21 protein-coding genes are annotated in these 21968 nt (G+C 60.0%); 5 read left to right on the forward strand and 16 right to left on the reverse strand.

The features are described 5' to 3' along the window. Positions 1-837: 837 nt before the first annotated feature. Positions 838-2721, reverse strand: a complete 1884-nt coding sequence (gene cysN, locus AAFG07_RS31345) for a sulfate adenylyltransferase subunit CysN (RefSeq protein ID WP_342723602.1) — start codon at positions 2719-2721, stop codon at positions 838-840. Continuing rightward, entirely contained in the window at positions 2721-3620 is a 900-nt protein-coding gene (cysD, locus tag AAFG07_RS31350) for a sulfate adenylyltransferase subunit CysD (protein ID WP_342723603.1), read from the reverse strand. The genes cysN and cysD overlap by 1 nt, the downstream gene beginning before the upstream one ends. A 256-nt stretch (positions 3621-3876) precedes the next feature. Between cysD and AAFG07_RS31355 the strand changes: the two genes are divergently transcribed. Together AAFG07_RS31355 and AAFG07_RS31360 are read left to right on the forward strand one after the other, a co-directional pair. Beyond that, positions 3877-4245, forward strand: coding sequence for a hypothetical protein (locus AAFG07_RS31355; protein ID WP_342723604.1), 369 nt, complete (start codon positions 3877-3879; stop codon positions 4243-4245). Positions 4246-4709: 464 nt separating this feature from the next. Continuing rightward, positions 4710-5264, forward strand: a complete 555-nt coding sequence (locus AAFG07_RS31360; protein WP_342723605.1) for a MarR family transcriptional regulator — start codon at positions 4710-4712, stop codon at positions 5262-5264. Positions 5265-5847: 583 nt separating this feature from the next. On the opposite strand, the gene AAFG07_RS31365 is transcribed toward AAFG07_RS31360, so the two are convergent. The 13 genes from AAFG07_RS31365 to AAFG07_RS31425 all read right to left on the reverse strand — a co-directional run bounded on the left by AAFG07_RS31365 (position 5848) and on the right by AAFG07_RS31425 (position 17821). Further along, on the reverse strand, positions 5848-6111 hold the full coding sequence (locus tag AAFG07_RS31365; protein ID WP_342723606.1) for a hypothetical protein: 264 nt from the start codon (positions 6109-6111) through the stop codon (positions 5848-5850). A 743-nt stretch (positions 6112-6854) separates the two neighbouring features. After that, on the reverse strand, positions 6855-7049 hold the full coding sequence (gene ccoS, locus AAFG07_RS31370; RefSeq protein WP_342723608.1) for a cbb3-type cytochrome oxidase assembly protein CcoS: 195 nt from the start codon (positions 7047-7049) through the stop codon (positions 6855-6857). After that, positions 7049-9235 carry a heavy metal translocating P-type ATPase gene (locus tag AAFG07_RS31375; protein ID WP_342723609.1) on the reverse strand — a complete coding sequence of 729 codons (2187 nt, stop codon included), beginning with the start codon at positions 9233-9235 and terminating at the stop codon, positions 7049-7051. Before AAFG07_RS31375 ends, ccoS begins: the two co-directional genes overlap by 1 nt. A gap of 12 nt (positions 9236-9247) precedes the next feature. Next, on the reverse strand, positions 9248-9748 hold the full coding sequence (locus AAFG07_RS31380) for a FixH family protein (protein ID WP_342729292.1): 501 nt from the start codon (positions 9746-9748) through the stop codon (positions 9248-9250). A 25-nt stretch (positions 9749-9773) separates the two neighbouring features. Beyond that, complete coding sequence (gene ccoG, locus AAFG07_RS31385) at positions 9774-11231, reverse strand: cytochrome c oxidase accessory protein CcoG (RefSeq protein ID WP_342729293.1); 1458 nt, start codon at positions 11229-11231, stop codon at positions 9774-9776. Between the two features lie 89 nt (positions 11232-11320). Beyond that, a complete protein-coding gene (gene ccoP, locus AAFG07_RS31390) occupies positions 11321-12193 on the reverse strand; it encodes a cytochrome-c oxidase, cbb3-type subunit III (RefSeq protein ID WP_342723610.1) in 873 nt (290 codons plus the stop codon). Between the two features lie 6 nt (positions 12194-12199). Further along, positions 12200-12364: a cbb3-type cytochrome c oxidase subunit 3 gene (locus AAFG07_RS31395; protein ID WP_342723611.1), complete on the reverse strand. Its 165-nt coding sequence runs from the start codon at positions 12362-12364 to the stop codon at positions 12200-12202. An 11-nt stretch (positions 12365-12375) separates the two neighbouring features. Next, positions 12376-13110, reverse strand: coding sequence for a cytochrome-c oxidase, cbb3-type subunit II (ccoO, locus tag AAFG07_RS31400; RefSeq protein WP_342723612.1), 735 nt, complete (start codon positions 13108-13110; stop codon positions 12376-12378). An 8-nt stretch (positions 13111-13118) separates the two neighbouring features. Next, positions 13119-14771 (reverse strand): cytochrome-c oxidase, cbb3-type subunit I, encoded by a 1653-nt coding sequence (gene ccoN / locus AAFG07_RS31405; protein ID WP_342723613.1) that lies wholly within the window; start codon positions 14769-14771, stop codon positions 13119-13121. A gap of 69 nt (positions 14772-14840) precedes the next feature. After that, the gene (locus AAFG07_RS31410; protein ID WP_342723614.1) at positions 14841-15170 is read right to left on the reverse strand and encodes a hypothetical protein; all 330 of its coding nucleotides are present in this window, start codon (positions 15168-15170) and stop codon (positions 14841-14843) included. 452 nt (positions 15171-15622) lie between these two features. Next, positions 15623-15838, reverse strand: a complete 216-nt coding sequence (locus AAFG07_RS31415; RefSeq protein ID WP_342723615.1) for a hypothetical protein — start codon at positions 15836-15838, stop codon at positions 15623-15625. A 1024-nt stretch (positions 15839-16862) separates the two neighbouring features. Beyond that, on the reverse strand, positions 16863-17273 hold the full coding sequence (locus tag AAFG07_RS31420; protein ID WP_342723616.1) for a hypothetical protein: 411 nt from the start codon (positions 17271-17273) through the stop codon (positions 16863-16865). 344 nt (positions 17274-17617) lie between these two features. Then, positions 17618-17821: a hypothetical protein gene (locus AAFG07_RS31425; protein ID WP_342723617.1), complete on the reverse strand. Its 204-nt coding sequence runs from the start codon at positions 17819-17821 to the stop codon at positions 17618-17620. 123 nt (positions 17822-17944) lie between these two features. On the opposite strand from AAFG07_RS31425, the gene AAFG07_RS31430 reads away from it, so the two are divergent. Both AAFG07_RS31430 and fixJ read left to right on the forward strand, forming a co-directional pair. Next, positions 17945-19375, forward strand: a complete 1431-nt coding sequence (locus AAFG07_RS31430; RefSeq protein WP_342723618.1) for a PAS domain S-box protein — start codon at positions 17945-17947, stop codon at positions 19373-19375. Continuing rightward, a complete protein-coding gene (gene fixJ, locus AAFG07_RS31435; RefSeq protein ID WP_342723619.1) occupies positions 19372-19977 on the forward strand; it encodes a response regulator FixJ in 606 nt (201 codons plus the stop codon). The genes AAFG07_RS31430 and fixJ overlap by 4 nt, the downstream gene beginning before the upstream one ends. Before the next feature lie 398 nt (positions 19978-20375). Here fixJ and AAFG07_RS31440 read toward each other — a convergent pair whose 3' ends face one another. Further along, a complete protein-coding gene (locus tag AAFG07_RS31440) occupies positions 20376-20537 on the reverse strand; it encodes a hypothetical protein (protein ID WP_342723620.1) in 162 nt (53 codons plus the stop codon). 406 nt (positions 20538-20943) lie between these two features. Here AAFG07_RS31440 and AAFG07_RS31445 point away from each other — a divergent pair, with 406 nt between their 5' ends. Continuing rightward, on the forward strand, positions 20944-21777 hold the full coding sequence (locus AAFG07_RS31445; protein ID WP_342723621.1) for a universal stress protein: 834 nt from the start codon (positions 20944-20946) through the stop codon (positions 21775-21777). Positions 21778-21968: the final 191 nt, after the last annotated feature.

A 21968-nucleotide genomic window follows, 5' to 3' on the forward strand; every position in this document is an offset into this window, starting at 1 on the left:
ATTGGCATCTTCGGAGCTGCGGATCGGAACGAGAGCGCGGTCTCGATACCCTCGCCCGCCGTATTGCCGGCTCGAAGCCGGCGGGATCCAGCCATGTGCGATACGCGCCAGTGATGCGCCCCTCTATATCCACTACACGGGCGATCAATACCGGCCAGATCTGGCTGGGCGCGTTATCGCGTGGACGGTAGTAGCAGCGGGGACGGACGCGGTGCGCCTTCTCGCAAGACAGCGATGCCGCGATTGCACAAATAGTGTGCAGCGAGTGTCCCGCAAATCGGCAGCGACATCGCAAAGCGCCTCTGAGTCCGGCTTCGTTGAGCCCGGCCCGATCTGTCGCTGGTCGGCATTGCGCACCACTACCGGCATGCGACCAGGCCGGAGGAATGAGGGACACCCCTCATTGTGCGCGAGAGATCGAAGCCGGATGGCGGAGACGCCGAGCGGCTCGGTTTCACGAGAGATCGGAGTGGCGCTAGCCGCGCATGCAGTAAACGCGCTAGCGAGAACTTAAACTACCGGAAGTTGGACTTCCTCTCTGGCCTTTGTCATAGCGTCGTAGACTCTGACCTGGAGCATGGGGCGCCGCTTCTTGAGTTCCTCCGCTCCTGCCCAAGCTCCATCTCTGGTCGCAAATTCGGTTTTGAATTGACCGTCGACTTCGAGCACGTAGCCAGAGGCGGGCAATCGACGAGTGGGGGCGACCATCTTGTTCCCTTGGAGCGATGATTCCGATTGATGCCCCTGCTTAACCCGAGTCGCCTTGGTCGGGCCAGCAGGCTGGAGGGTCTCTCCTGCAAATCGATGCCGCGACGCGAAGTGACAGGTTCGATGCTCCTAACCGTCAAGGATTGCGCGCCCCATCAAGACATCGATCACGGCTTCCGCCAATCGCTCAGGCGTCTGCTCCATGGTCCTGAGATGAATTTCGGGTCTTATCGGTGCTTCGTAGGACGCATCGATGCCGGTGAAGTTCTTGATCTGACCGGACTTCACCTTTGAATAGAGACCCTTTGGATCGCGCCGCGCGCATTCTTCGATCGGCGTGTCGACAAAGACTTCAATGAACTCCTCCTTGCCAACGATGCCGCGCACCATGTCTCGTTCGGCCTCATACGGCGAGATGAATGAGCAGATCACGATCAAGCCGCCGTCCGCCATCAACTTGGCAACTTCCCCGACGCGCCGAATGTTTTCCGCGCGGTCGGCCTCGGAGAAGCCGAGGTCCGCGTTTAACCCGTGCCGGAGGTTGTCTCCATCCAGCAGCATGGCATGCCGTGACATTGCAAACAGCTTTTGATCGACGATGTTGGCAATCGTCGACTTTCCCGCGCCGGACAGGCCGGTGAACCAGATGATGCAAGGCTTCTGGCTCTTGAGGGCGGCCCGCTCCTTCCTTCCCACCGCAACGGGTTGCCAAGCGATGTTGGCAGCCCGCCGTAGTGGACATGCGATCATGCCGGCCGCAACCGTACCGTTGGTATAACGGTCGATGACGATAAAAGATCCGGTCTTGCGATTGACCTCGTAAGGATCGAACGCCGCGGGCAGCGCGGTTGAGACATTGCAGAAGCCGATCTCGTTGAGGCTAAGCGTCCTGGCCGTCAGATGCTTACGTGTGTTGACGTCGATCCGATGTTTGATTGCAGTAATGCTGCCGGCTGTGGTCTGCGACCCAATGCGCAGAATGTAATTGCGTCCGACAACGAGCGGATCGTCATCCATCCAGATCAGATGAGCGGCGAACTGGTTGGCGAGCTCCGGCCGCTCGGTCGGACGTGCCAGGAGATCGCCACGGCCGATATCGATCTCGTCTTCAAGAGTAATCGTGATGGCATCACCGGCCTCAGCACAGGGTAGATCGCCGCCCTGAGTCACGATCCGCCTGATGCGCGCGGTCCGTCCAGACGCTGCGACAACGATGTCGTCTCCCGCCGAGATGCTCCCCGAAACCACGGACCCGGCATAACCGCGGAAATCCAGGTTCGGCCGGTTCACCCACTGGACCGGAAAGCGGAACGCCTGGCTCGCACTGTCGGACCGGATATCAATACTCTCCAGGTGGCCGAGCAGGCAGGGACCATCATACCACTGAGTGTTGCCGGAACAATTGACGACATTGTCGCCATGTCGGGCAGAGATCGGGATCGGAACGATCGAGGCGAAGCCGAGACCGGCAGCAAAGGCCACATAGTCAGCGAAGATTCGATCAAAGATCTCTTTGTTATACTTGACGAGGTCGATCTTGTTCACTGCCAGGACGAGGTGGCGAATACCAAGTAGCGAACAGATGAACGAGTGGCGCTTGGTTTGGACCAGCACGCCCTTGCGGGCGTCGATCAGGATGATGGCAAGCTGGGCGTTCGAAGCGCCGGTTGCCATGTTGCGGGTGTACTGCTCGTGGCCGGGCGTATCGGCCACCATGAACGAGCGCCGTTCCGTCGCAAAGAAGCGGTAGGCCACATCGATCGTGATGCCTTGCTCCCGTTCGGCTTCAAGCCCGTCGACGAGCAGCGCGAAATCGATCTCACGACCGGTGGTACCGTGCTTGGCACTGTCGCGTTCCAGCGCCGTAAGCTGATCCTTGTAAATCATCTTGCTGTCGTGCAGCAGCCGGCCGATCAGCGTCGATTTCCCGTCGTCCACCGAACCGCATGTGATGAATCGCAGCTGATCTTTTGGCTTGGCCTGGACAGATTCCGTTGTCGGCTTGGAAGGCATCAAAAGTAGCCTTCCCGCTTCTTCTTCTCCATGGAAGCGGCTTCATCGCTATCAATCAAACGCCCCTGGCGCTCAGACACCGTCGCGGTCTGCATTTCTGCGACGATGTCTTCGATCGTCGTCGCAGCGGACTCAATAGCCCCGCTCAAAGGATAACATCCCAACGTGCGGAAACGGATCATCCGCATGTCCGGCGTCTCGCCGGAGTTGAGCCGCAATCGCATGTCGTCGATCATGATCGTCGCGCCATTTCGACGCACTATCGGTCTTTGCTTTGCGAAGTAGAGCGGGACGACCGGGATCTTCTCGAGCATGATGTATTCCCACACGTCGAGCTCAGTCCAGTTCGACATTGCAAACACGCGCATGGTTTCACCCTGGCGGATCCGCGTGTTGAACAGGTTCCAGAGCTCCGGCCGCTGGTTACGGGGGTCCCATGCGTGCCCGGCCGAACGGAAGGAGAGTATCCGTTCTTTTGCGCGGCTCTTTTCCTCATCACGTCGGGCTCCGCCAAAGGCGGCATCAAATTCGTAGAGGTCGAGCGCCTGCTTCAGGGCGTCGGTCTTCATCACCTGGGTATGAAGCGCAGAGCCTGAGTCGATCGGGTTGATCCCGCGCTCGATGCCCTCCTTGTTTACATGGACGATCAGGTCGAGGCCGAGCCGCTTGGCCGTCGCGTCCCGGAAGCTGATCATCTCGCGAAACTTCCAGGTCGTGTCGACGTGAAGCAGGGGAAACGGCAACTTTGCGGGATAGAAGGCCTTGATCGCAATGTGCAGCATCACGCTCGAGTCTTTTCCGATCGAGTAGAGCATGACCGGCCTTTTGAACTCGGCGATCACATCACGCATGATTTCAATCGATTCAGCTTCGAGACGGCGCAGATGTTTTGGCAACATATGTTCTTTTCGATGCAAGATCTCTGTTCGTCGCCGTTCTACGGCTCAGGCCCAGATGAGAAATTCTCGCGGCGGAAGCGGCTCGCCAGCCGCACGGCTGGTCCATCAGGTCAAGTGCCCGTTGGGCGGCAGACATGCACACTCGACAGCCGATCGCATTCCACCGCCGGTGCAGGCCGAAGCCTGCGCCACGTTATCGGCGCGCAGATCAGCTCGTCGCGCTCTCAAGGATGTTGGCTAAATCAGCCAGCGTGTTTTGCTCGCAAGCATCCAGATCATCCTAAGACAAATTGAGGATCTGCTCAAGCCGCCAGACCTCGCCTCACAATATCGCGACCACCGCGTCGCGATTCCGAATGGCATCAAGCCCGCAGCCCGATCAGCTTCTGACGCCAACGGCGACTGTTGCAACGGAGCTGCCATTGAATTCGTCGGCCGCAAATTCTCCTCAAGCTTGGTGCCCGATAGATTTTGCGCCTGCCGCAGCACCATGGAGATGTCAGACGCCGAGCGGAAGTTCTCTGAAACCTGCCGGTCAGTGTGGACTGGCTCACCGGCAGGAGATGAGCCGGACAATGCTCTTGCCTTGCTACTGCGCAAATCCGACCGGGCTCGGAATATCTGACGATAGAGTTCGGTTACCTCCGATCCCCTAATTGCGCACGGCGCATGGGACGTTGTTATGTCGAGCCGGCACGACGCCGTTTGCTGCGCACTGAAAACGACAAATGCGACATGCACCCGCCTGATGCTCGGCATACACGAGAGAAATTCGGCAAAAGAGCGGACCGGTCGACGAGCGGACCAAGGAAGCAGACCAATGTCGCGGACATCTCACCTTGGTCAGGGCGCATCGATCTGACCTGCGCGCAGGTTCGATCCCGACGCATGCTGCTGCCCGTGAACGGCGCCGCTGGTCCGTCAAGACAATGAGCGCCGTACGTCCAGAGCAGCTCCGGCGCCGGTGTTATTCGCAAGCTCCACTTCCGTCCGAATCGTACCAAGTATTTGATTTGCTTGCTCTTGCAGCGTTGTCCCTACCTCCAATTCGCGCTAAGGGAAGCCGATAAAGGATGGAACCCGACCTAGATGCCGCCGGATTTACCTGGTGCAGCAAGCGCGCTTGGCAGTATCTCTACTGACGGACAGGAGATGGTCCGGCCGTTCATGTGGGAGATCAGATCGATCAGCGCCTGTCTCGAAGAGCTTGCCAAATTCCGAGCCGATATGCTTGGCATCACTGGGCCACAGTGGATGATCCTGATGGCAGTGGCCTATTTGGACAGGAAAAGCGGTGTCCCTGTCAACGAAGTGTCAAAGTTGATGCACGTTGATTCTTCCTTCGTCACGACCCAGTCAAAGCTGCTAGAGAAAAATGGGTTCCTACGCCGCAAGTCTTCCGCAAGCGATGCGCGGGTCGTGCAGATGTCGCTGACGGCAAAAACCCGCAAACGTCTCTCAACTTTGGCGCCACGACAGGAAGCACTCGATGAGCCGGTTTTTGATGAATTCGGGGTTAACGGATCAAGCGAGTTCACTACCAAGCTAGCAGCAGTGAGGCATCGTCTGGAGAAGGCCCGCCATGAGAGCCGTTCTGGCGTTCCGAGCAGCAAACGCAAGACCGTCAGAAATGACGCTGGCTAGCCATGTCGAGACTTCCAGCCTTCGACTTTATCTTGAAGCAGCGCGGGCGAAGATGGTTGTGGTCCATTCACACCGCCGAAGGCACGCAGCTGATGACGGGTTCAGGGCGTAGCCGCTCCGCCGCCAGGTATCAAGCCAACAGAGCGCTTTTTCTATTGTTGCTGAGCGCGCCGTATCATTGCGGAGCTCGAGCTAACCAACAGGCCCGGCGGCGCCCGCTTAACCCCTAAACTTTAGCCTACCCTGATCTTGGGGATGTGACTCACTGAGTTCACAAGATTCGACGCCCGACATTTTATCGCGCCGACCATGCTGAGTTCGCGGTATTTGCATGAGCAGAATGACGGCGATGAAATCGATCGGAAATCAGCTTGGGCGGTCGTAGTTGATTGCCTCAACAGTGGACCGAGTGATCGCGATCGGAAATCATTGCGCTCCAACAGCAGCCTAGGCAGGGCCAGGCATCGGATCCGCAGGCCATCTACCGCAATTCCCAAGACGAATTTACGATACAATACCAAGGCGCATAAAGGGCGGCCCGCGAGCCGCCCTACTGTACCAGTTACCAGTACTGCTTAGTAGGCTACCGCTGATGTCCGAGTCCGATTCCGAGATGCAGGGCCTTCTGGCGTAGCGCACCGACAGTACGCTTGGTCATTTTTGCTATTTTTATGACCGGGGTCCGAGCCTTCGAATGGACCTTGAGATCTTTGATATCTGCCTTGGTCCACTCGCGCCGCTTAACGCGTTTCTTGGTTGCTTTTTTCACAATGAATGCTCCTTTTGAGAGGAGCGGCTTGTAACATAGTTTTTTCGCAGCGACGACCGCAAAAAAGGAGGCAATCATAGGAACTCGCGCAACCTGCAAGCTCAGCCATGCGTTCGGAAGACGAGAGCTTGGGTACTAATGGCGGCTGCGGGATCGCAAATTTCGTGCGGGTGCCGTGTCGAGTGGCTTCGCCATGAATTGGCGAATGGAGCCCCTAATCGAGACCTGCTTATTCGAAGCTAATCACTAGGTTATAACATATCTCTGAAAAGAGATGAGCAATCGAACTGTGATTGGCTGAACAACTCCAAGTCGGGCAGGCTCGTGATGTGGGTAAAGCTTGGAGGGATCAGCCATCGAATCCCTGTGAGACGTCGTGGCGATCTCTCGCCCGGTCTCAATGTATCGGGGCGGGAGCGTGTGGTCGTACGACAGTTTTCACGTCTTTCGACGGAGGGCTGAGAACGGCAAAACATTGTGGTTTTCAGAGAGAGAGGCTTCGGCCGACGTCAACGCTTCAGACTTGATGGCGCGCTCTTGGTCCAAATCGCCTCCTATGTGATCTATGCATGTTCGCCCAGACGGCAGACGCTGAAGCTTGGTAGTCCGGAGCTGTCGCGCCGCGATGGATTTCTCACTGAGCCATATCATTCCCATCATACGATTCTCAGCCGTACCGATCCGAAGCGACCTGCGGTATGCATCGAGCCCCCTCACCGCTCGCCCGGCTCAACCTTGATTTTGCGTTTCGCGTGTCCCGCAATTGCGGCGCTGCCGGACGCCCAAGCTAGCGCTCGCCTGCACAGCGTTGACCACCGCTTCTACAATCGCGCCGGTCCATTTGCACTAGTTGGACCAGGCGTCGACGGCCCGTTGGGCTCATCATCGGCGACGGCCCGCCAGGCCGCGCCATCGAGATCGTCATACTGGCCACTCTTGAGCGACCACAGAAAGCCGAGCAGGCCGACGAAGCCTAGCGCAAGGGCGAGCGGAACCAGATAGACCAGGACTTCCATCAGACTGCCTCCCTCGTTCGCGCCCGCAGCGCATTGAGCATGACCAGCACCGACGAAGCCGACATCGCCGCGGCGGCAATCAGCGGCGTCACCAGGCCGGCGATCGCGACGGGCACGGCCAGGACGTTATAGACGACAGCGAGCCAGAGATTCTGCCGCATCAGAAGCAGCGCCCTGCGCGAGCCGCTGACGGCCGTCATCACGGGCCCGAGACGCTCACCGAGGAAGACCGCATCGGCGACCGCCTGGCTCATATGGGTCGCAGTGACAGGCGACATCGAGGCATGGGCCGCTGCGAGCGCGGGCGCGTCGTTCAAGCCGTCGCCGACCATCAACACCTTGTAGCTCCGGCTCGTCAGACTTTCGATCCGGGCGACCTTGTCCACCGGCGAGACGTTGGCGCGCCACTTATGAATGCCGAGCGTCTCGGCCGCCCGCCGAACTGCTGGCTCGCGATCCCCCGAAACGATCTCCACCATGATGCCAAGGCGTGCGAGGCCTGCGACGACCTCGGCTGCGTCTGGCCGCATCCGTTGCCGGACAGCAAAGACATGCTTGGCGCCACCGTGGCTGAACGCGACCACGGAGGCCTCAGGATCGCGGCACAGGACCTCGTCGGCGAGGATGTCAGCACCGCAGAACGAGGGGCGGCCAAGCCGGATCGGCGCCCCCTCATAGTAACCTTGGACGCCTCGCCCCGGCTCCTCTTCGATATCGGCCAGCGGCTCGCTTGCGCCGGCAGCTCGCGCCACGGCGGCGGCGACCGGATGGCGGCTCGACAGCGCCAGCCGGCCCGCCAATTTGACGACATCGTCGGGAATGCTGGCGAGATTGGCGACATCGAGCTCAGGCAGCGTCAGCGTGCCGGTTTTGTCGAAGATCACCCGGTTCACCCCGGCAATACGCTCGATCGCATCCCCGGCATTGAGCAGCACGCCGGAACGGAACAGTGCGCCGGAGGCCACGGTCTGCACCGCCGGGATAGCCAGACCCAGCGCGCAAGGGCAGGTGATGATCAGGACCGCAATCGCCGTGACGACCGAATCGTGGAACGTGGCGCCAGAGGCAAGCCAGCCCAGCATCGTCAGGAAGGCAGTTGCGTGAACGATCGGTGCATAGAGCCGCGACGCGCGCTCGGCGAGGCGCAGATAGCGCGAGCGCGCTTGTAGGGCATGATCAAGCAGCCTGGAAACCTCGGCAAGCAGTGTGTCGCCCGAAGCCGCCGTCGCGCGGACCCGCAGGGTGCCGGATCGTACCAATGTGCCGGCGAACACCGCGCTGCCAGGCGTCGCGATCGCCGGCAAGGTCTCGCCGGTAATGAGGCTTTGATCGACCTCGGAACGTCCCTCGATCACGTTGCCGTCGACGGTACAGCATTCGCCGGGCCGCAGCAGCACGATGTCCCCCGGTTTGATCGCTGCGGCCGGAACGGTTCTGATCTCGGTCGGGCTTATGAACTTCGCGGCCGTCTCCGCCTTGAGTGCGGCAAGGTTGCTGGCGAAGGCGCGGGTGCGTCGCCTCATGTTCTGGTCGAGATAGCGGCCTGCGAGCAGGAAGGCGATCAACATGATCGCCGCATCGAAATAGGTGTGCTCGGCGTGACCGATTGTCTCGATCAGCGAAGTCGCCAACGCCAGCAAGATGCCGATGCTGATCGGCACGTCCATATTGGCTCTGCGCGCCCGCAGCGCGGCAAAAGCGGAAGAGAGGAACGGTTGCGCGGAGTAAGCCGCGGCCGGCAATACGATCAGCGCGGAGAGCCAGTGAAAGAAGTCGCGCTGCTCCGGCAGCATGTCCGAGACATTGCCGGACCATACCGGGATCGACAGCATCATCACATTCATCGCGGCAAACGCGGCAACGCTCAGCCGCCGCAGCAAGCTCCGCGCCCGCTCCGTCTCCAGCGTCTCCGCATTATTCCGCTGGAAGGGATATGCCCTATAGCCCAATTCGGCGAGCCGCTTGACAAATAGGGCTGGATCGAGCGCTCCTGCCTTCCATTCGAGCGCCAGCCGGTGATCGGTGAGGTTCACGCGTGCCGAGGTCACGTCCGGAATGCTCGACAGATTGCGCTCGATCTTGCCCATGCAGCTCGCGCAATTGATGCCCTCCACCGCGAGGTCGAGTTGGAGGAGGCCCGCGCCTGTCCTCTTCAGATAGTGAGAAAAATCGATGTCCGCCTGCATGTGCACGTACCCTCAGTTCAGGACGATGCGGTTTTTCGAAAGAAACATGCGGTGGCCATCGGCGTCGCCCTCGATCACGAGATCCCACTGCCCGACAGCGACGCCCTCGGCGCTGCCGCGGTAGGTTCCAGCATGAGCCTCCGAGACATCAATCGTCCGATCGGCTCGACGGTCTACCGGTCGCTCGAGCCGGGCCATGAAACCCGTTCCGGCGAGAGGCGCGCCGGCGCGGTCGTGCGCCTCGATCGCAAGCACAGCCCGGCCATCGGAGTGCCGGTCGATATGTACCTGCACCTGCCAGTTTCGCTCATTCTGCTGCCGTGCCGCGATGATCTCACGCTGATAGGCGAGGCTCGCGCTATAGGCGCTGTCGACCTCTGTCCCGGGCAACGTGGTGATGGCAAAGCGCATCATTGCAAGATTGGCGCCAATCACGACCGAAAAGAAGACGACAATGACGATCAGGACGTAGCGTCCGGTGATGGGCCGCGCGACTGGCACTGATCCGGTCATGATGAGGTCCCGTCTGTGGGCGTTATTAGGGGAGAACGAAATGATCTGTAGCGGAAGCGACCTCGCCGAGGCCAATGTCGGTGACCCGAAACCTCACCGGCATCGACCGTTCCGACTTGTTGTCGACCGGCGCCGTCACCAGCACACGCAGTTCTGTCGTGGTATCGCGAGCCAAGACGATCATCGGTCGATCCACCGTCACCGAATCGACGCCGACGACGTGGACGGACGCCTCAGGCGGCCCATCGATGTCGATCGCAACCACGCGATCGAAGCCGCGCTTGTTGAGCAAGCGCACGGTGTAACCGTTGCGAATCGAGCCATCGCTGAGCTTGACCGCCACGGGATTGCGATCGTGCAGGACGCTGAGATCGAGCAGCGTTCTCGACAACAGCGCATAAAGCATCACCGCGCAGACGACCGCGATCAAGGAAGCATAGACGATCGTGCGCGGGCGTACCGGTTTGAAGAGCTCCGACTTGCCGTCCATCCGCCGCCGGATATTGATGTCGTTGTCGTAACCGATCAGGCGGGTTTTGCGCCCTACCTTCTTCATGACGGCATCGCAGGCGTCGATGCACAGCCCGCACTGGATGCAACCGAGCTGGGCGCCATTGCGGATATCGATCCCGGCCGGGCAGACAGCCGCGCATTGATTGCAATCGATGCAGTCTCCGACCCTCTCGCCGCGCGCGCGCAGATCGACTGATTTCTTCAATGAGCAGCGCTGCTCGCCGCGATCGTATTTATAGGTGACATTGAGCGCCCACTCGTCGGTGAGCGCGGCCTGGATGCGCGGCCACGGGCACATATAAACGCAAACCTGCTCGCGCATGTAGCCGGCCAGCAGATAGGTCGAAGCCGTCAGGATCCCAATCCAGATATAGGCGATTGCGGGCGCCTGGAAGGTCGCCAGATCGCGCACCAATGTCTGCGCGTCGGCGAAATAGAGCACCCAGGCGCCACCGGTCCACCAAGCGACCGTCAACCAGATCGCGTGCTTCAGCACGCGCTTTGCCGCCCGTCCCATTGTGATTGGGCGTGCAGCCGCCCTCAGCCGCTCGCGACGGTCGCCCTCAACCCAACGCTCTACCGCATAGAACAGGTCGGTCCAGGCCGTCTGCGGACACAGATATCCGCACCAAATTCGCCCGCCCAGCGCGTTCATCAGGAACAGTGCCATGGCAGCAAGCACGAGCAACCCGGTGAAATAATAAAGCTCTTGCGGCCACAGCTCGATGAAGAAGAAGTAGAACCGCCGGTTCGGCAAATCGAGCAACACCGCCTGGTCCGGCGCGCCCAGGCCACGATGCCAACGCACGAACGGCAGCAGATAGTAGATGCCCAGACACACCGCCATCAGCCGCCATTTGATCGTCCGGAAAGTGCCGCGGACACTCTGCGGATAGACCGTCCTATGGGCTACATAGAGGGGTCTATCCTCCTCGATCAGCAGGTCATCCTGCGAAACGGTCTTGTTCATGGCGGACTTCATGGCCGACCTTGCATCTGGCGCAGATGACTGACGTTGACCCACGTCGACGGCGCCGTGGGCTTGGCGACACTTCTCGCCTATTGTCCGCCACCGAGCGAGTGCACGTAGACGGCCAGTGCCTTGACTGTGATGGGATCGAGGCGCCCGCTCCAAGCCGGCATGACGCCGGTGCGGCCATAGCTGATGGTCTCGACCAGCGTCGCCTCGTCCGAGCCGTACAGCCAAATTCCGTCAGTCAGGTTCGGCGCGCCGAGTGCCTGATTGCCTTTGGCATTCTCGCCGTGGCAGACCGCGCAATTCTCGGCAAAGATCCTGGTGGCGGCCGCAGCATCGAAATTGGCTGCCGTTGTCAAGCCTGACAGCGACCGCACGTAATTCGCCACCGTGACGATCTCACCGATCTTGAGGATGCCGTCGCGGCCGAAGGCCAGCATTTGTCCTTCATGCGCCTCGGCATGCCCGGAACGCGCGCCGAACTGGATGGTCTGCAGGATCTGGTCAAGCGATCCGCCCCACAACCAGTCATCGTCGTTGAGATTCGGATAGCCCTTAGCACCCGCGGCGCCACTCCCATGGCATGGCGCGCAATTGTCCGCGAACACCGTCTTGCCACGAGCGCGGGCCAGTGCCAGCAGGGCAGGATCGTTCTCGATTTCGGTCAAAGACGCCTTGCCAAGCACAGCCATCTTCTCGCCGCGCAGCTTCTCGAGACCGGCAAGGTCGCTAACGACGCTGGCGCGGGTCGAATAATGCAACGCGCCGGTTGTGTAGTTTGAGAGGAGCGGCCAGGCCGGATAAACGACCCAGTAGCCTATCGCCCAAAGGATCGTGGCGTAGAAGGCCAGAATCCACCAGCGCGGCAGCGGCGTGTTGAGCTCCCTTATACCATCCCATTCGTGCCCCGTCGTGGAACGGCCGGGGATGCGATCGATGTCGTTGTGCTCGATCATGATCTGTCAATCCCGCCGCAACGGCACGCGCGCCGCAGCGTCAAAACGCCTCTTGTTGCGGGGCCACAGCGCATAAACGACGATGGCTATGAAGATGCCGACGAACAACGGTGTCCAGAGGGTCACGACGAAGCTTGACGCCAGGTTCTCGATCGAAATGACGGCTTTCATCACAGACTCCTTCAGCGCAGATTGGCTTTTTCGTCGTAGAGCTTGAAATCGATCAGCGTGCCCAGCATCTGCAGATAGGCGATGAGCGCATCGAGTTCGGTCGGATTGCCAGCCTGCCCGTCGAAATTGCGGACAGCCGCCTTCGGATAGCGATTCTGGAACGACGCGACGTTCGCACTGTCAGGATCGACCTGCGCCTTCAAGTCGGCGACGGCGTTCTTGATCTGGTCCTCGGTATAGGGGACGCCGACCTCCCGATTGGTGCGCAGATGTGCGGCCATGTCAGTCGGGTCAATCTCCGTGTGCGCCAGCGACGGATAGCCGGGCATCACCGATTGCGGAACGATGGCGCGCGGATTGATCAGATGCGTGACGTGCCATTGATCGGAATATTTCGCACCAACACGAGCAAGGTCCGGGCCGGTACGCTTCGACCCCCATTGAAAAGGGTGATCGTACATGCTTTCAGCGGCTAGCGAGTAATGTCCGTAGCGCTCAACCTCATCGCGCAACGGCCGGATCATCTGCGAGTGACAGAGATAGCACCCCTCGCGTACGTAGATGTTGCGGCCCGCAAGCTCGAGCGGCGTATACGGCCGCACGCCGTCCACCGCCTCGATCGTGCTCTTGAGGTAGAACAACGGCGTGATCTCGACCAGGCCACCGACCGCTATCACGACAAGGATGCCAGCGATCAAGATGATCGAGTTCTTCTCAAAGATCTTGTGTCGGTTCCAGAGAGACATGCGATAACCTATTCCGCGACTTGGAGCGTTCCAGCGTCCTGGATTTGATCGGTTTGCTTTGCATTCACCGTCATCCAGAGATTGGCGGCCATGATCAGCGCGCCGATCAGGAACATTGCGCCCCCCGCGGCACGGATGATGTAGAAGGGATGCATGGCCTCGACCGACTCGATGAACGAGTACTCGAGGAAACCGAGGGACGTGTAGGCGCGCCACATCAGCCCCTGCAGGATGCCAGACACCCACATCGCGGAGATGTAGAGCACGATCCCGATCGTGGCGATCCAGAAGTGCCAGTTGACGAGCTTGAGGCTGTACAGCTGGCAATTCCAAAGCCAGGGAATCAGACAATAGAGCGCGCCGAATGATACGAAGCCGACCCAGCCCAGCGCGCCGGAATGCACGTGGCCGACCGTCCAATCGGTGTAATGACTGAGTGAATTGACGACCCTGATTGCCATCGTGGGGCCCTCAAATGTCGCCATGCCGTAAAAGGCAACCGAGACCACCAGCATACGGAGCACCGGGTCTGTGCGCAGCTTGTCCCACGCACCCGAGAGCGTCATCAGGCCGTTGATCATGCCGCCCCATGAGGGCATCCACAGCATGATCGAGAACGTCATGCCCAGCGTTTGTGTCCAGTCCGGGAGCGCCGTGTAGTGTAAATGGTGCGGTCCAGCCCAGATGTAGAGGAAGATCAGCGCCCAGAAGTGGATAATCGAGAGGCGGTAAGAATAGACGGGGCGTTCGGCTCTCTTCGGAATGAAGTAGTACATGATCGCCAGGAAGCCGGCGGTCAGGAAGAAGCCGACCGCATTGTGGCCGTACCACCACTGAAACATGGCATCCTGCACACCGCCCCAGGCGATGTAGGATTTCGAGCCGAATACCGAGACCGGCAATGCGGGATTGTTGCCAACGTGGAGCACCGCAATGGTGACGATAAAGGCGAGATAGAACCAGTTGGCGACGAAGATATGCGGCTCCTTCCTTTTCATCAGCGTCGTCAGAAACACAATGAGATAAGTGATCCAGACGATGGTGAGCCAGAGATCGGCGTACCACTCCGGCTCGGCGTATTCCTTGGACTGGGTGGCGCCGAAAAGGTAACCGGTGCCCGCGATCAGAATAAAAAAGTTGTAGCCAACCACCACAAACCACGGCGCAAGGTCGCCAGCGAGGCGAGTCCGGCAGGTCCTCTGCACCACGTAGAACGAGGTCGCGATAAGCACGTTTCCGCCGAACGCAAAGATCACAGCCGACGTGTGCAGCGGGCGGAGCCGGCCGAAGCTTGTCCAGGGCAGATCGAAATTCAGTGCAGGCCAAGCAAGCTGTGACGCGATGAGAAGACCGATGGAAAAGCCCGCGATGCCCCAGAACATCGCCAGCACCGAGGCGAATTTGATCGGACCGAGATTGTAGTTCGGCCGGCCATTGATCTCCGCCGGCGGCAATAGCGCCGGCCGTTCATAGTAGCGATTGAGGATGACGGATGCGGCGGCTAGACTGGCGGCGGAAGCCAGCAATGCGTGGAAGGTAAACGCAGAATCGTGCCCCATCGCCCCGGCGAAAAAGCAAACATAGGCAGAAACAGCGAATACCGACATCAGGCCTGCTTCACCCATCGTCGTGGATTTCGAGGCAGTGGATGGGCTTGTCATGTCTTGGCCTTCTTTGAAAGCGGGATGGATCGGGACCCACATTTCCGGTGCGGGAACAATTGAGCGCAATCAGTCGCGAAAGCGCTGCGGGAGCCCGTCGATCTCGCGGCCGAGCGCGAGCAAGGTTTGTTCATTGGGGCAGTCTTTCAGGGGACTTGCAAACTTTTCTCTTTTGACGGCGGCGGCGCAGCGGGCCTTGGCCTGACACAGGCCGCACACCCGCTGCAGATCGCGCAATACGTCACCATGGCGGGCGGCAAGCGCATTCTCGGAAAAACCCGCAAGTGCGAGGCGCTTGCTCAAGAGGTCAGGAGAGCCTGGACTTTGCACCATCGTTCGAAAAGCGGATGTGGACAGATTAAGCTCACGCGCGATCGCATCGACGTCTTGCGGGCTCAAGTAAGCCAGTTCGGATGTCCGAGACAGGCTCGCTCGCAACCGGCCAAGCAGATTCCTAAACCGCCAAGGAAACCACCAAGGACCCCCGATATGTGCAGATTGGCTAACCATGTGTCATATCCCTCGAGGCAGCCTTAGCTGCCGGAGCCAGATTTGTTTTTGACATGCATCAAACAAGACCGGTTTGTGAGATCAAATCGTTTGATCCGGATCCGTCTTCCGGACCGCCGCTCGGCGGAGCGCCGCAGCGAGCCAGCTGAGCGACCGGCCGGCAAAAGTCCGGCAAGGCCTGCTTGGTGCCGCGGACAACAGGGCGCCTGCTGAATTGGCGACGGCATCGCAATGCTCCTCTCTCGAATCAACGCTCGCAACAATGTCTTTTGCGATCGCATTTGAACTTGCAGATTGACTGCGTCATGAAATCCGCGGACCTCTGGCTAGCCGAACTCAGGCTAGCCACCCCATGCCGGCGGGGTTCGAAGCTCCATCGCATCGGCGAAGATGGTCCAATCGCGGACACCTCCTTGCTCGCAGAAGTCGGTCTCCGCCTGCTGTGCAGCAGCACTCAGCGAGGCGGCATCGACCTTGAACGCTGCCTGGCAGGCACGATGCTCGTGGCCGGTATCGTCGCAAACGGTCTTAATGAACCGAACGTTAAATGAAGGCATGACACCCTCTTCCTGTGGGTTGGCTTAGCCATGCCTATTCTGCCATTTGCGTCAGGAGAGTATTTGATTTGCCTCAAGCCGCATCGCAAAGAGGTTGTCTGTTCCGGTTCGTCGAGATCACGTCGAAGCTTGGGCAGCGCGACGAAGCGCTCTTATTCTCCTACAGGATCCGCAATCGCTAGCTGTCGTCTCGACGGAGTGCGACCAGGCTGGCGGATCACGCTCTATTTTGACGTAACTCCGCGGCAGCGACTTCTGGTCTGCTCATCCGTTCGACCGATTGAGTTGACACGATGATCCAGGAATTTCTCGTCGATGCGGTTGAGAGCGGCATGGACCGTCAAGTGCGAGAAACCGATTGTTGATCTCCATCGACCCCGTATTCAATCGCCGGCAATATAGCACCTCATGGCGACGCGACTCTTGCAAGGCAATGCTTGGCATTCTCGGGAGGCATTCCCGCAAACTCCGACTAACTGGCCAAATCACCGGGCAGAGCCTCTTCTGGCGAGAGCCGGGCGGCCGGGGGCACTATCGGCGGCGAGACCTGCGCGCCCGTGATCGTGAGCAAATGAGGCGAGCCGACCCCATCCCACTTCTGACGGTCCACCCTGCCGCCGCGACCGCAAAGCCGATGATCAGGCTGGTCGCGGCCAGGGTTTCGATGAGCCCAAGGTTCAGCGCTTCAGCGCCGAGGCCTATGGCCACGATCAACGCCGACAAGGCCACCGACAATCCGAGGCGAGTGATCAATTTACCATCTCCTTCGTGGCTCTCGCAGCATGATTGTCACATGTTGTTATGGCCCGATGCGCGTACGGCGCCCTTCAACATTGACACAAGGGTGCGTCCAGCATTTTGATTTCCATCAATTCGGCTGCTCGCCGGCTTGTTGCGGACCAAGGCGCGGCCCCAGCGAATCACCCGCGCTCGAACACGTTGCCCGCAAGCCCCCCCCCTGTCCCGCTCGCAGCGGCCGCTCGCTACCCGGCGCTCTCGACGCGCATCTGCTCCTTGACCTGCATCAATACGTCAGCGGCTCACTACCGATAGAAACGGCCTTCCAATCAAGGTCAGACACATGGCAGACCGAAAGACTTGGCATCCCATCATCTTTTCGTGTCCAAATACCGGCGACCGGGTTCAAGGACTGCTGCCGGACGACGCACCCAAGCTGAGCGCCGACGACCTGCACCCGATAACTTGCGCCGCTTGTGATGGCGTCCACTTTATCGACCTGCGGACCGGCGCGATGCTCGGGGCCGAGCGTAGTTAGGCCGATCCGAATGACATCAAGCGAATGCGGGATCGTCCCGTTCTCGCTTGAAGACGCTTCTGGGCTCGCAAGGGCGTGGTCGCCCCCATCAACACTCGACGCCTCACGATGACGCCGTGGGACAAGGAGACTTTCCCAACGACGAAGGATGTTCGACATGACAAGCCATGGCGACACTTACCCCGCGGCGGGCACCGTTGCGGGAGCCGCAGTCCAGTCTAAATGCTTTAGGAAGCCGATTAAGATAAACCGGCCCTCGCTTGAGCAGGTCCGGATCGATCCGACCGAAGCCCGGGAGTTGCTTTGCAGTGTCAGTCCTCATATTTCGGTTGGCGATCGGATCATATCGCAGGCGATGGCTGCGACGGCGCCACGGCCGAGGGAACCGCGGCGGCGACTGACGCGATCGAGACCACGCGCCCCTTGGGCAATATTGCGCTGCCCCTGTTTGCGCAACGGACAAGTGATGTGGTCGGTATTGTTCGGAAGGTTGCTTGAATATGTCAGTCCGCGGCGATGAACACCGTCCAGGATCTGTTGGCAACGTGACCTGGGAACGGGTCGAAACGGCGCCCTTTGATTGGGACCTGGAGATTGCCGTAATCGAAGGTAATACCATTCACCGGCTCGTCTTCCCTTGCCGCCGAATCTTCGGCGGCTGGATCAAGGCCAAGACCGGAGAACACGTTGCTGTCCAGCCCACGCACTGGCGCATCTGGCCCAAATAGCGGCGACCATACATTGACGTAAATTGATACGCGTCTGCCTCCCGTAGCCCCCTGCGGCCCAACGATGTAAAGTCGATCGAATGAGAGGGCCTGCCCGGAAATATGTTCGATCGCAACTGGTACCGCTATGGCACTGCCGCGGCAGCCGCCGCGCTGGCCCTCGTGCTGCGCGCAGCGCTAGATTCGTATCTTGAGGGCCGCACGTTCACGATCATCTACCTTCCAGCCGTCGTTTTTGCCGCTTTCGCCGGCGGCCGCGGACCGGCGAGTTTCACTACCCTGCTCTGCCTGGTCATCAGCGCAGCCTTTCTTGGGAAAGGCCTCATCATCGATTGCGCAAACATGATCGATATCACCGGATTCGCGGTCCTTGGTCCCATGCTTGGCTTCATGGGCGATCGGCTGCGGCGGGAATCGGAGCAGGCGCGGTATCGGCAAGCCCATTTGCAGTCGATCCTGGACACCGTTCCGGAAGCGATGATCGTGATTGACGAGAAGGGCATCATTCGCTCGTTCAGCGCCGCGGCAGTGCGTTTGTTTGGCTGGTCACCGGACCAAGTGGTCGGAAAGAATGTCTCCAAGTTGATGCCGCAGCCCTACCGCACCGAGCACGACCGCTACATGGATCGATATCTGACCACTGACGAGCGGCGCATCATCGGCATCGGCCGCATCGTGGTCGGCGAGCGGAGCGACGGCTCGACCTTTCCGATGGAGCTTGCCGTAGGTGAGGCCAAAGTGCGCCACGAACGCTTCTTCACCGGCTTTATCCGAGACCTCACCGAACGGCGGGCGCAGGAACGGCGGCTGCAAGAGCTGCAATCTGAACTCGTGCACGTGTCGCGGCTGACCGCCATGGGTGAGATGGCATCGTCTATCGCCCATGAAATCAACCAGCCGCTCTCCGCCATTACAAACTACATGCGGGGCGCAAAGGCTGTGTTGGCGTCAGACAAGCCGGACGCCAATCGCATTGGTGATGCACTGGAACACGCCGCCCAACAGGCTCTGCGCGCGGGCGATATCGTCAAACGCCTGCGGGAATTCGTTGCCAAAGGCGAGACGCAGCATTCTGTGGAGAATCCGATCACGCTTCTTGAAGAGGCTGTTGCGCTGGCACTTCTCGGCGCCAAGGAACAAGGCGTGCGCGTGGCGATCCGCAGCGACCCCGATCTGCCATCAATGATCGTCGACAAGATCCAGATCCAGCAAGTCGCGCTGAACCTGATACGCAACGCGATCGAGGCGATGGCGTCCTGCCCGCGCCGCGAATTGACCGTCGGAGTTACCAAGGCCGATGGCCTCGCCAGGTTTACCGTTGCCGATACGGGCCCCGGCATCAGCCCTGATATCGCCGACCGCCTGTTCCAGCCCTTTGTCACGACGAAAGAGCATGGCATGGGTGTGGGACTGTCAATCTGCCGGACAATCATCGAATCCCACGGCGGCCACATCGTCGCGGAAGCGAAGCCGGGCGGCGGCACGATTTTTCAGTTCACCGTGCCGTTTGCAGAGATTGGTGAAGAAGCATGACTGGGCGGCGCATTCTTGTGATCGACGATGACGCCGCAATGCGGGACTCGCTCGCGTTTTTGCTTGATGTCAACGGTTTCTGCGTAGCGACGTATGAGACGGCGATTGAGTTCCTGGGTGAGGTCGCGAGCGGTCCGGCCGACTGCATTGTATCAGACATCCGCATGCCGGGCATGAGCGGCCTCGAACTGCTCCGCAGGCTGAAGGCCGACCGCGTCGGCTGTCCCGTCGTCCTGATAACTGGCCATGGCGACGTATCGCTCGCAGTTGAAGCGATGAAAGCGGGTGCGGTCGATTTCATCGAGAAGCCGTTCCAGGACGAGGGTCTATTGCGTGCCATCAATAGTGCCTTGGAAGCGCAGCCAGCGAAACCAGCCGATGACGTAGCGAAACGGCAGGCGGAAGCCCGCCTCGCGGACCTCTCGTCGCGCGAGCGTGACGTTCTGCAGGGACTATTAGCCGGCAAGATCAACAAGGTGATCGCCCATGATCTTGGCATCAGCCCCCGGACGGTCGATGTTTACCGCGCGAACCTCATGGCCAAGACCAATGTCCGCAGCATGTCCGAGTTGATGCGGATCGCCATCACTGCGGGGCTCTAGCAGCATTGCAAGCGGCACGATATGGCCTATTCAAGGTATGTGGATGAGGCGATGAACGATGGTTTCGGGAGCAACGCTCCGCACCGGGGTGATGTTGTTGGTGGCGGCCGCTTGGACGAATTCGTCCATGGATGATCCCCAATCGCGGGGACGTGAGACATCATGGGCACATCGTGGCGGAGCCTTCCGCACGAGGTGGAACCAGCAAACCGGCATTGATCAAGATCAAGACGGGCGCCCGGTGCGGCAGATCCGCGCGCACGGCCGTCGCGCTGACGCCTATCTGCCCGATCTGCGCGACGACGTCGTCGAGCGCATCGATACCGATGGCAGCAAGAGCGGCCCTCAGGAGCACCTACTCGAAGCGATGGGCGCGTTCGAGCGCAGGACTGCTCTCATCAATTCCGGGAAGCGCCGATCTCGGACGCCAGGGCTGATATACCTAATGGTGAGGACATCATGATCCGAAACGATGCCGACCCGACTGCTTTTTGTCGTCTATCGCCGCCGGCGAGCCGCGCTGATTGAATTTCCAGCAGCAGTTCGAGAAGTTCGAGCACTGGCGCATCCCGCTTGACCGCGGCGAACGAGCCGTTCGTCACCTCGGTTGCTGGCTTGTCGTTCCTCGCGTTCAGCAAACACCTGTTTGCCACCAGATGAATGTCGACCGGCGATGGCGAGGAATGGACGGCATCCAGGATTTCTTCGCGGCCCCGATCGCCGCACTGATATCTGCGACGGAATGGTTATACCGAATCCTGCAGTACTACGGCTGGCATTACCGATGCAACACATGTCATGCTGGTTCCTCGCCGCTTGACTTGGCATCGCACCGTCACGCAAACTCCTCCGTGGCCGGTTTGATCGTACTCAAACAAGATCAACGACGGCATTTGAAGCAGATCAATTGCCCAGCCCAGATTTGTGCTCCGGTGGGCACCAGGCCTTGATGCCCGGAGAACGGCAATGTTTGGGACCATATTGGTCCATCTTCCCACGGAGCTTCCGGTCCGGGCTACGGTGAACGGTGCGATTTCCTTCGCACTGAGCACGGGCGCGCATCTTGACGTGGTGGCGATCGGCTATGAGAGGACCATTCTTCCGCTCGTTGGGCTCAGCGGGACGGCAGTCACCTCGGTCTTCGAAGTCGAGCAGGCGCGCGCGTTCGAGCGAGCCGAAGCGGTACTTCATGTCTTTGATCTGCAAGCAAGGAACGCAGGTATTTCCTACACGAGCCGCGCGCTGAGTGCGGTTCCAGCCGAGGCGCGCCGGATCATCTGCGCGAGCGCGCGGGTCCACGACATGACCATCGTCACACAGCCTCAGAGCGGCTATGATAGCTATGATAACCTTATTCCCAGGAAGATCCTTTTCCAGGCCGGCGGGCCCGTCCTGTATCTGCCACACACCTTCCACGGGGCTTTTTCGACCAGGCGAATCGGGATTTGTTGGGACGGCAGCCGCGGTGCGGCCCGTGCATTGCACGACGCGATGCCGCTGCTGCGCAAAGCCGACGCGCTCACCATCATCGCGATCACCGCTCCCGACAGGATGCGGGCGGAAAGTTCCACCGACCCTTTGGGACAGTACCTTGCAAGGTCAGCGCTTCCTGCAAAGGTCGCGGCGCTCCCAGCATCCCGGTCCACGCAGCGCGCCCTCCTGTCGCTTGCGGCGGAGGAAAGCCTCAACCTGCTGGTGATGGGTGGATACGGCCACTGTCGGCTGCAGGAAAGGTTGCTCGGCCGCGTCTCGGGGGACATGCTTCGTGCAATCACCATCCCGGTCCTGATGTCGCATTGAGAGCAAGAATTGTACGGACGACATGCCGCCAGATACTAGATGCAGTCTGAACGCGGTCGCGATCGGCGCATTGGCGACGCCAGCGGCCCCGATCAGCAACAGGACCACCGCCTCGCGGAACAGTCTCTTTACCGGCCATCCGACGATGCCCGAGCTCAGCTTCAGGCCAGGTCAGGTCACGATTTCCTTCG

Source organism: Bradyrhizobium sp. B097 (assembly GCF_038957035.1).
Lineage (GTDB): Bacteria > Pseudomonadota > Alphaproteobacteria > Rhizobiales > Xanthobacteraceae > Bradyrhizobium.

Coding starts and splice junctions, on each gene's coding strand:
- AAFG07_RS31395 (WP_342723611.1), bottom strand. CDS start 12,364: ATGAAAGCCGTCATTTCGATCGAGAACCTGGCGTCAAGCTTCGTCGTG.
- AAFG07_RS31445 (WP_342723621.1), top strand. CDS start 20,944: ATGTTTGGGACCATATTGGTCCATCTTCCCACGGAGCTTCCGGTCCGG.
- AAFG07_RS31415 (WP_342723615.1), bottom strand. CDS start 15,838: ATGCCTTCATTTAACGTTCGGTTCATTAAGACCGTTTGCGACGATACC.
- cysN (WP_342723602.1), bottom strand. CDS start 2,721: ATGCCTTCCAAGCCGACAACGGAATCTGTCCAGGCCAAGCCAAAAGAT.
- AAFG07_RS31375 (WP_342723609.1), bottom strand. CDS start 9,235: ATGCAGGCGGACATCGATTTTTCTCACTATCTGAAGAGGACAGGCGCG.
- fixJ (WP_342723619.1), top strand. CDS start 19,372: ATGACTGGGCGGCGCATTCTTGTGATCGACGATGACGCCGCAATGCGG.
- AAFG07_RS31420 (WP_342723616.1), bottom strand. CDS start 17,273: ATGTCGAACATCCTTCGTCGTTGGGAAAGTCTCCTTGTCCCACGGCGT.
- ccoP (WP_342723610.1), bottom strand. CDS start 12,193: ATGATCGAGCACAACGACATCGATCGCATCCCCGGCCGTTCCACGACG.
- ccoS (WP_342723608.1), bottom strand. CDS start 7,049: ATGGAAGTCCTGGTCTATCTGGTTCCGCTCGCCCTTGCGCTAGGCTTC.
- AAFG07_RS31380 (WP_342729292.1), bottom strand. CDS start 9,748: ATGACCGGATCAGTGCCAGTCGCGCGGCCCATCACCGGACGCTACGTC.
- cysD (WP_342723603.1), bottom strand. CDS start 3,620: ATGTTGCCAAAACATCTGCGCCGTCTCGAAGCTGAATCGATTGAAATC.
- AAFG07_RS31360 (WP_342723605.1), top strand. CDS start 4,710: ATGCCGCCGGATTTACCTGGTGCAGCAAGCGCGCTTGGCAGTATCTCT.
- ccoN (WP_342723613.1), bottom strand. CDS start 14,771: ATGACAAGCCCATCCACTGCCTCGAAATCCACGACGATGGGTGAAGCA.
- ccoO (WP_342723612.1), bottom strand. CDS start 13,110: ATGTCTCTCTGGAACCGACACAAGATCTTTGAGAAGAACTCGATCATC.
- ccoG (WP_342729293.1), bottom strand. CDS start 11,231: ATGAACAAGACCGTTTCGCAGGATGACCTGCTGATCGAGGAGGATAGA.
- AAFG07_RS31365 (WP_342723606.1), bottom strand. CDS start 6,111: ATGATTGCCTCCTTTTTTGCGGTCGTCGCTGCGAAAAAACTATGTTAC.
- AAFG07_RS31430 (WP_342723618.1), top strand. CDS start 17,945: ATGTTCGATCGCAACTGGTACCGCTATGGCACTGCCGCGGCAGCCGCC.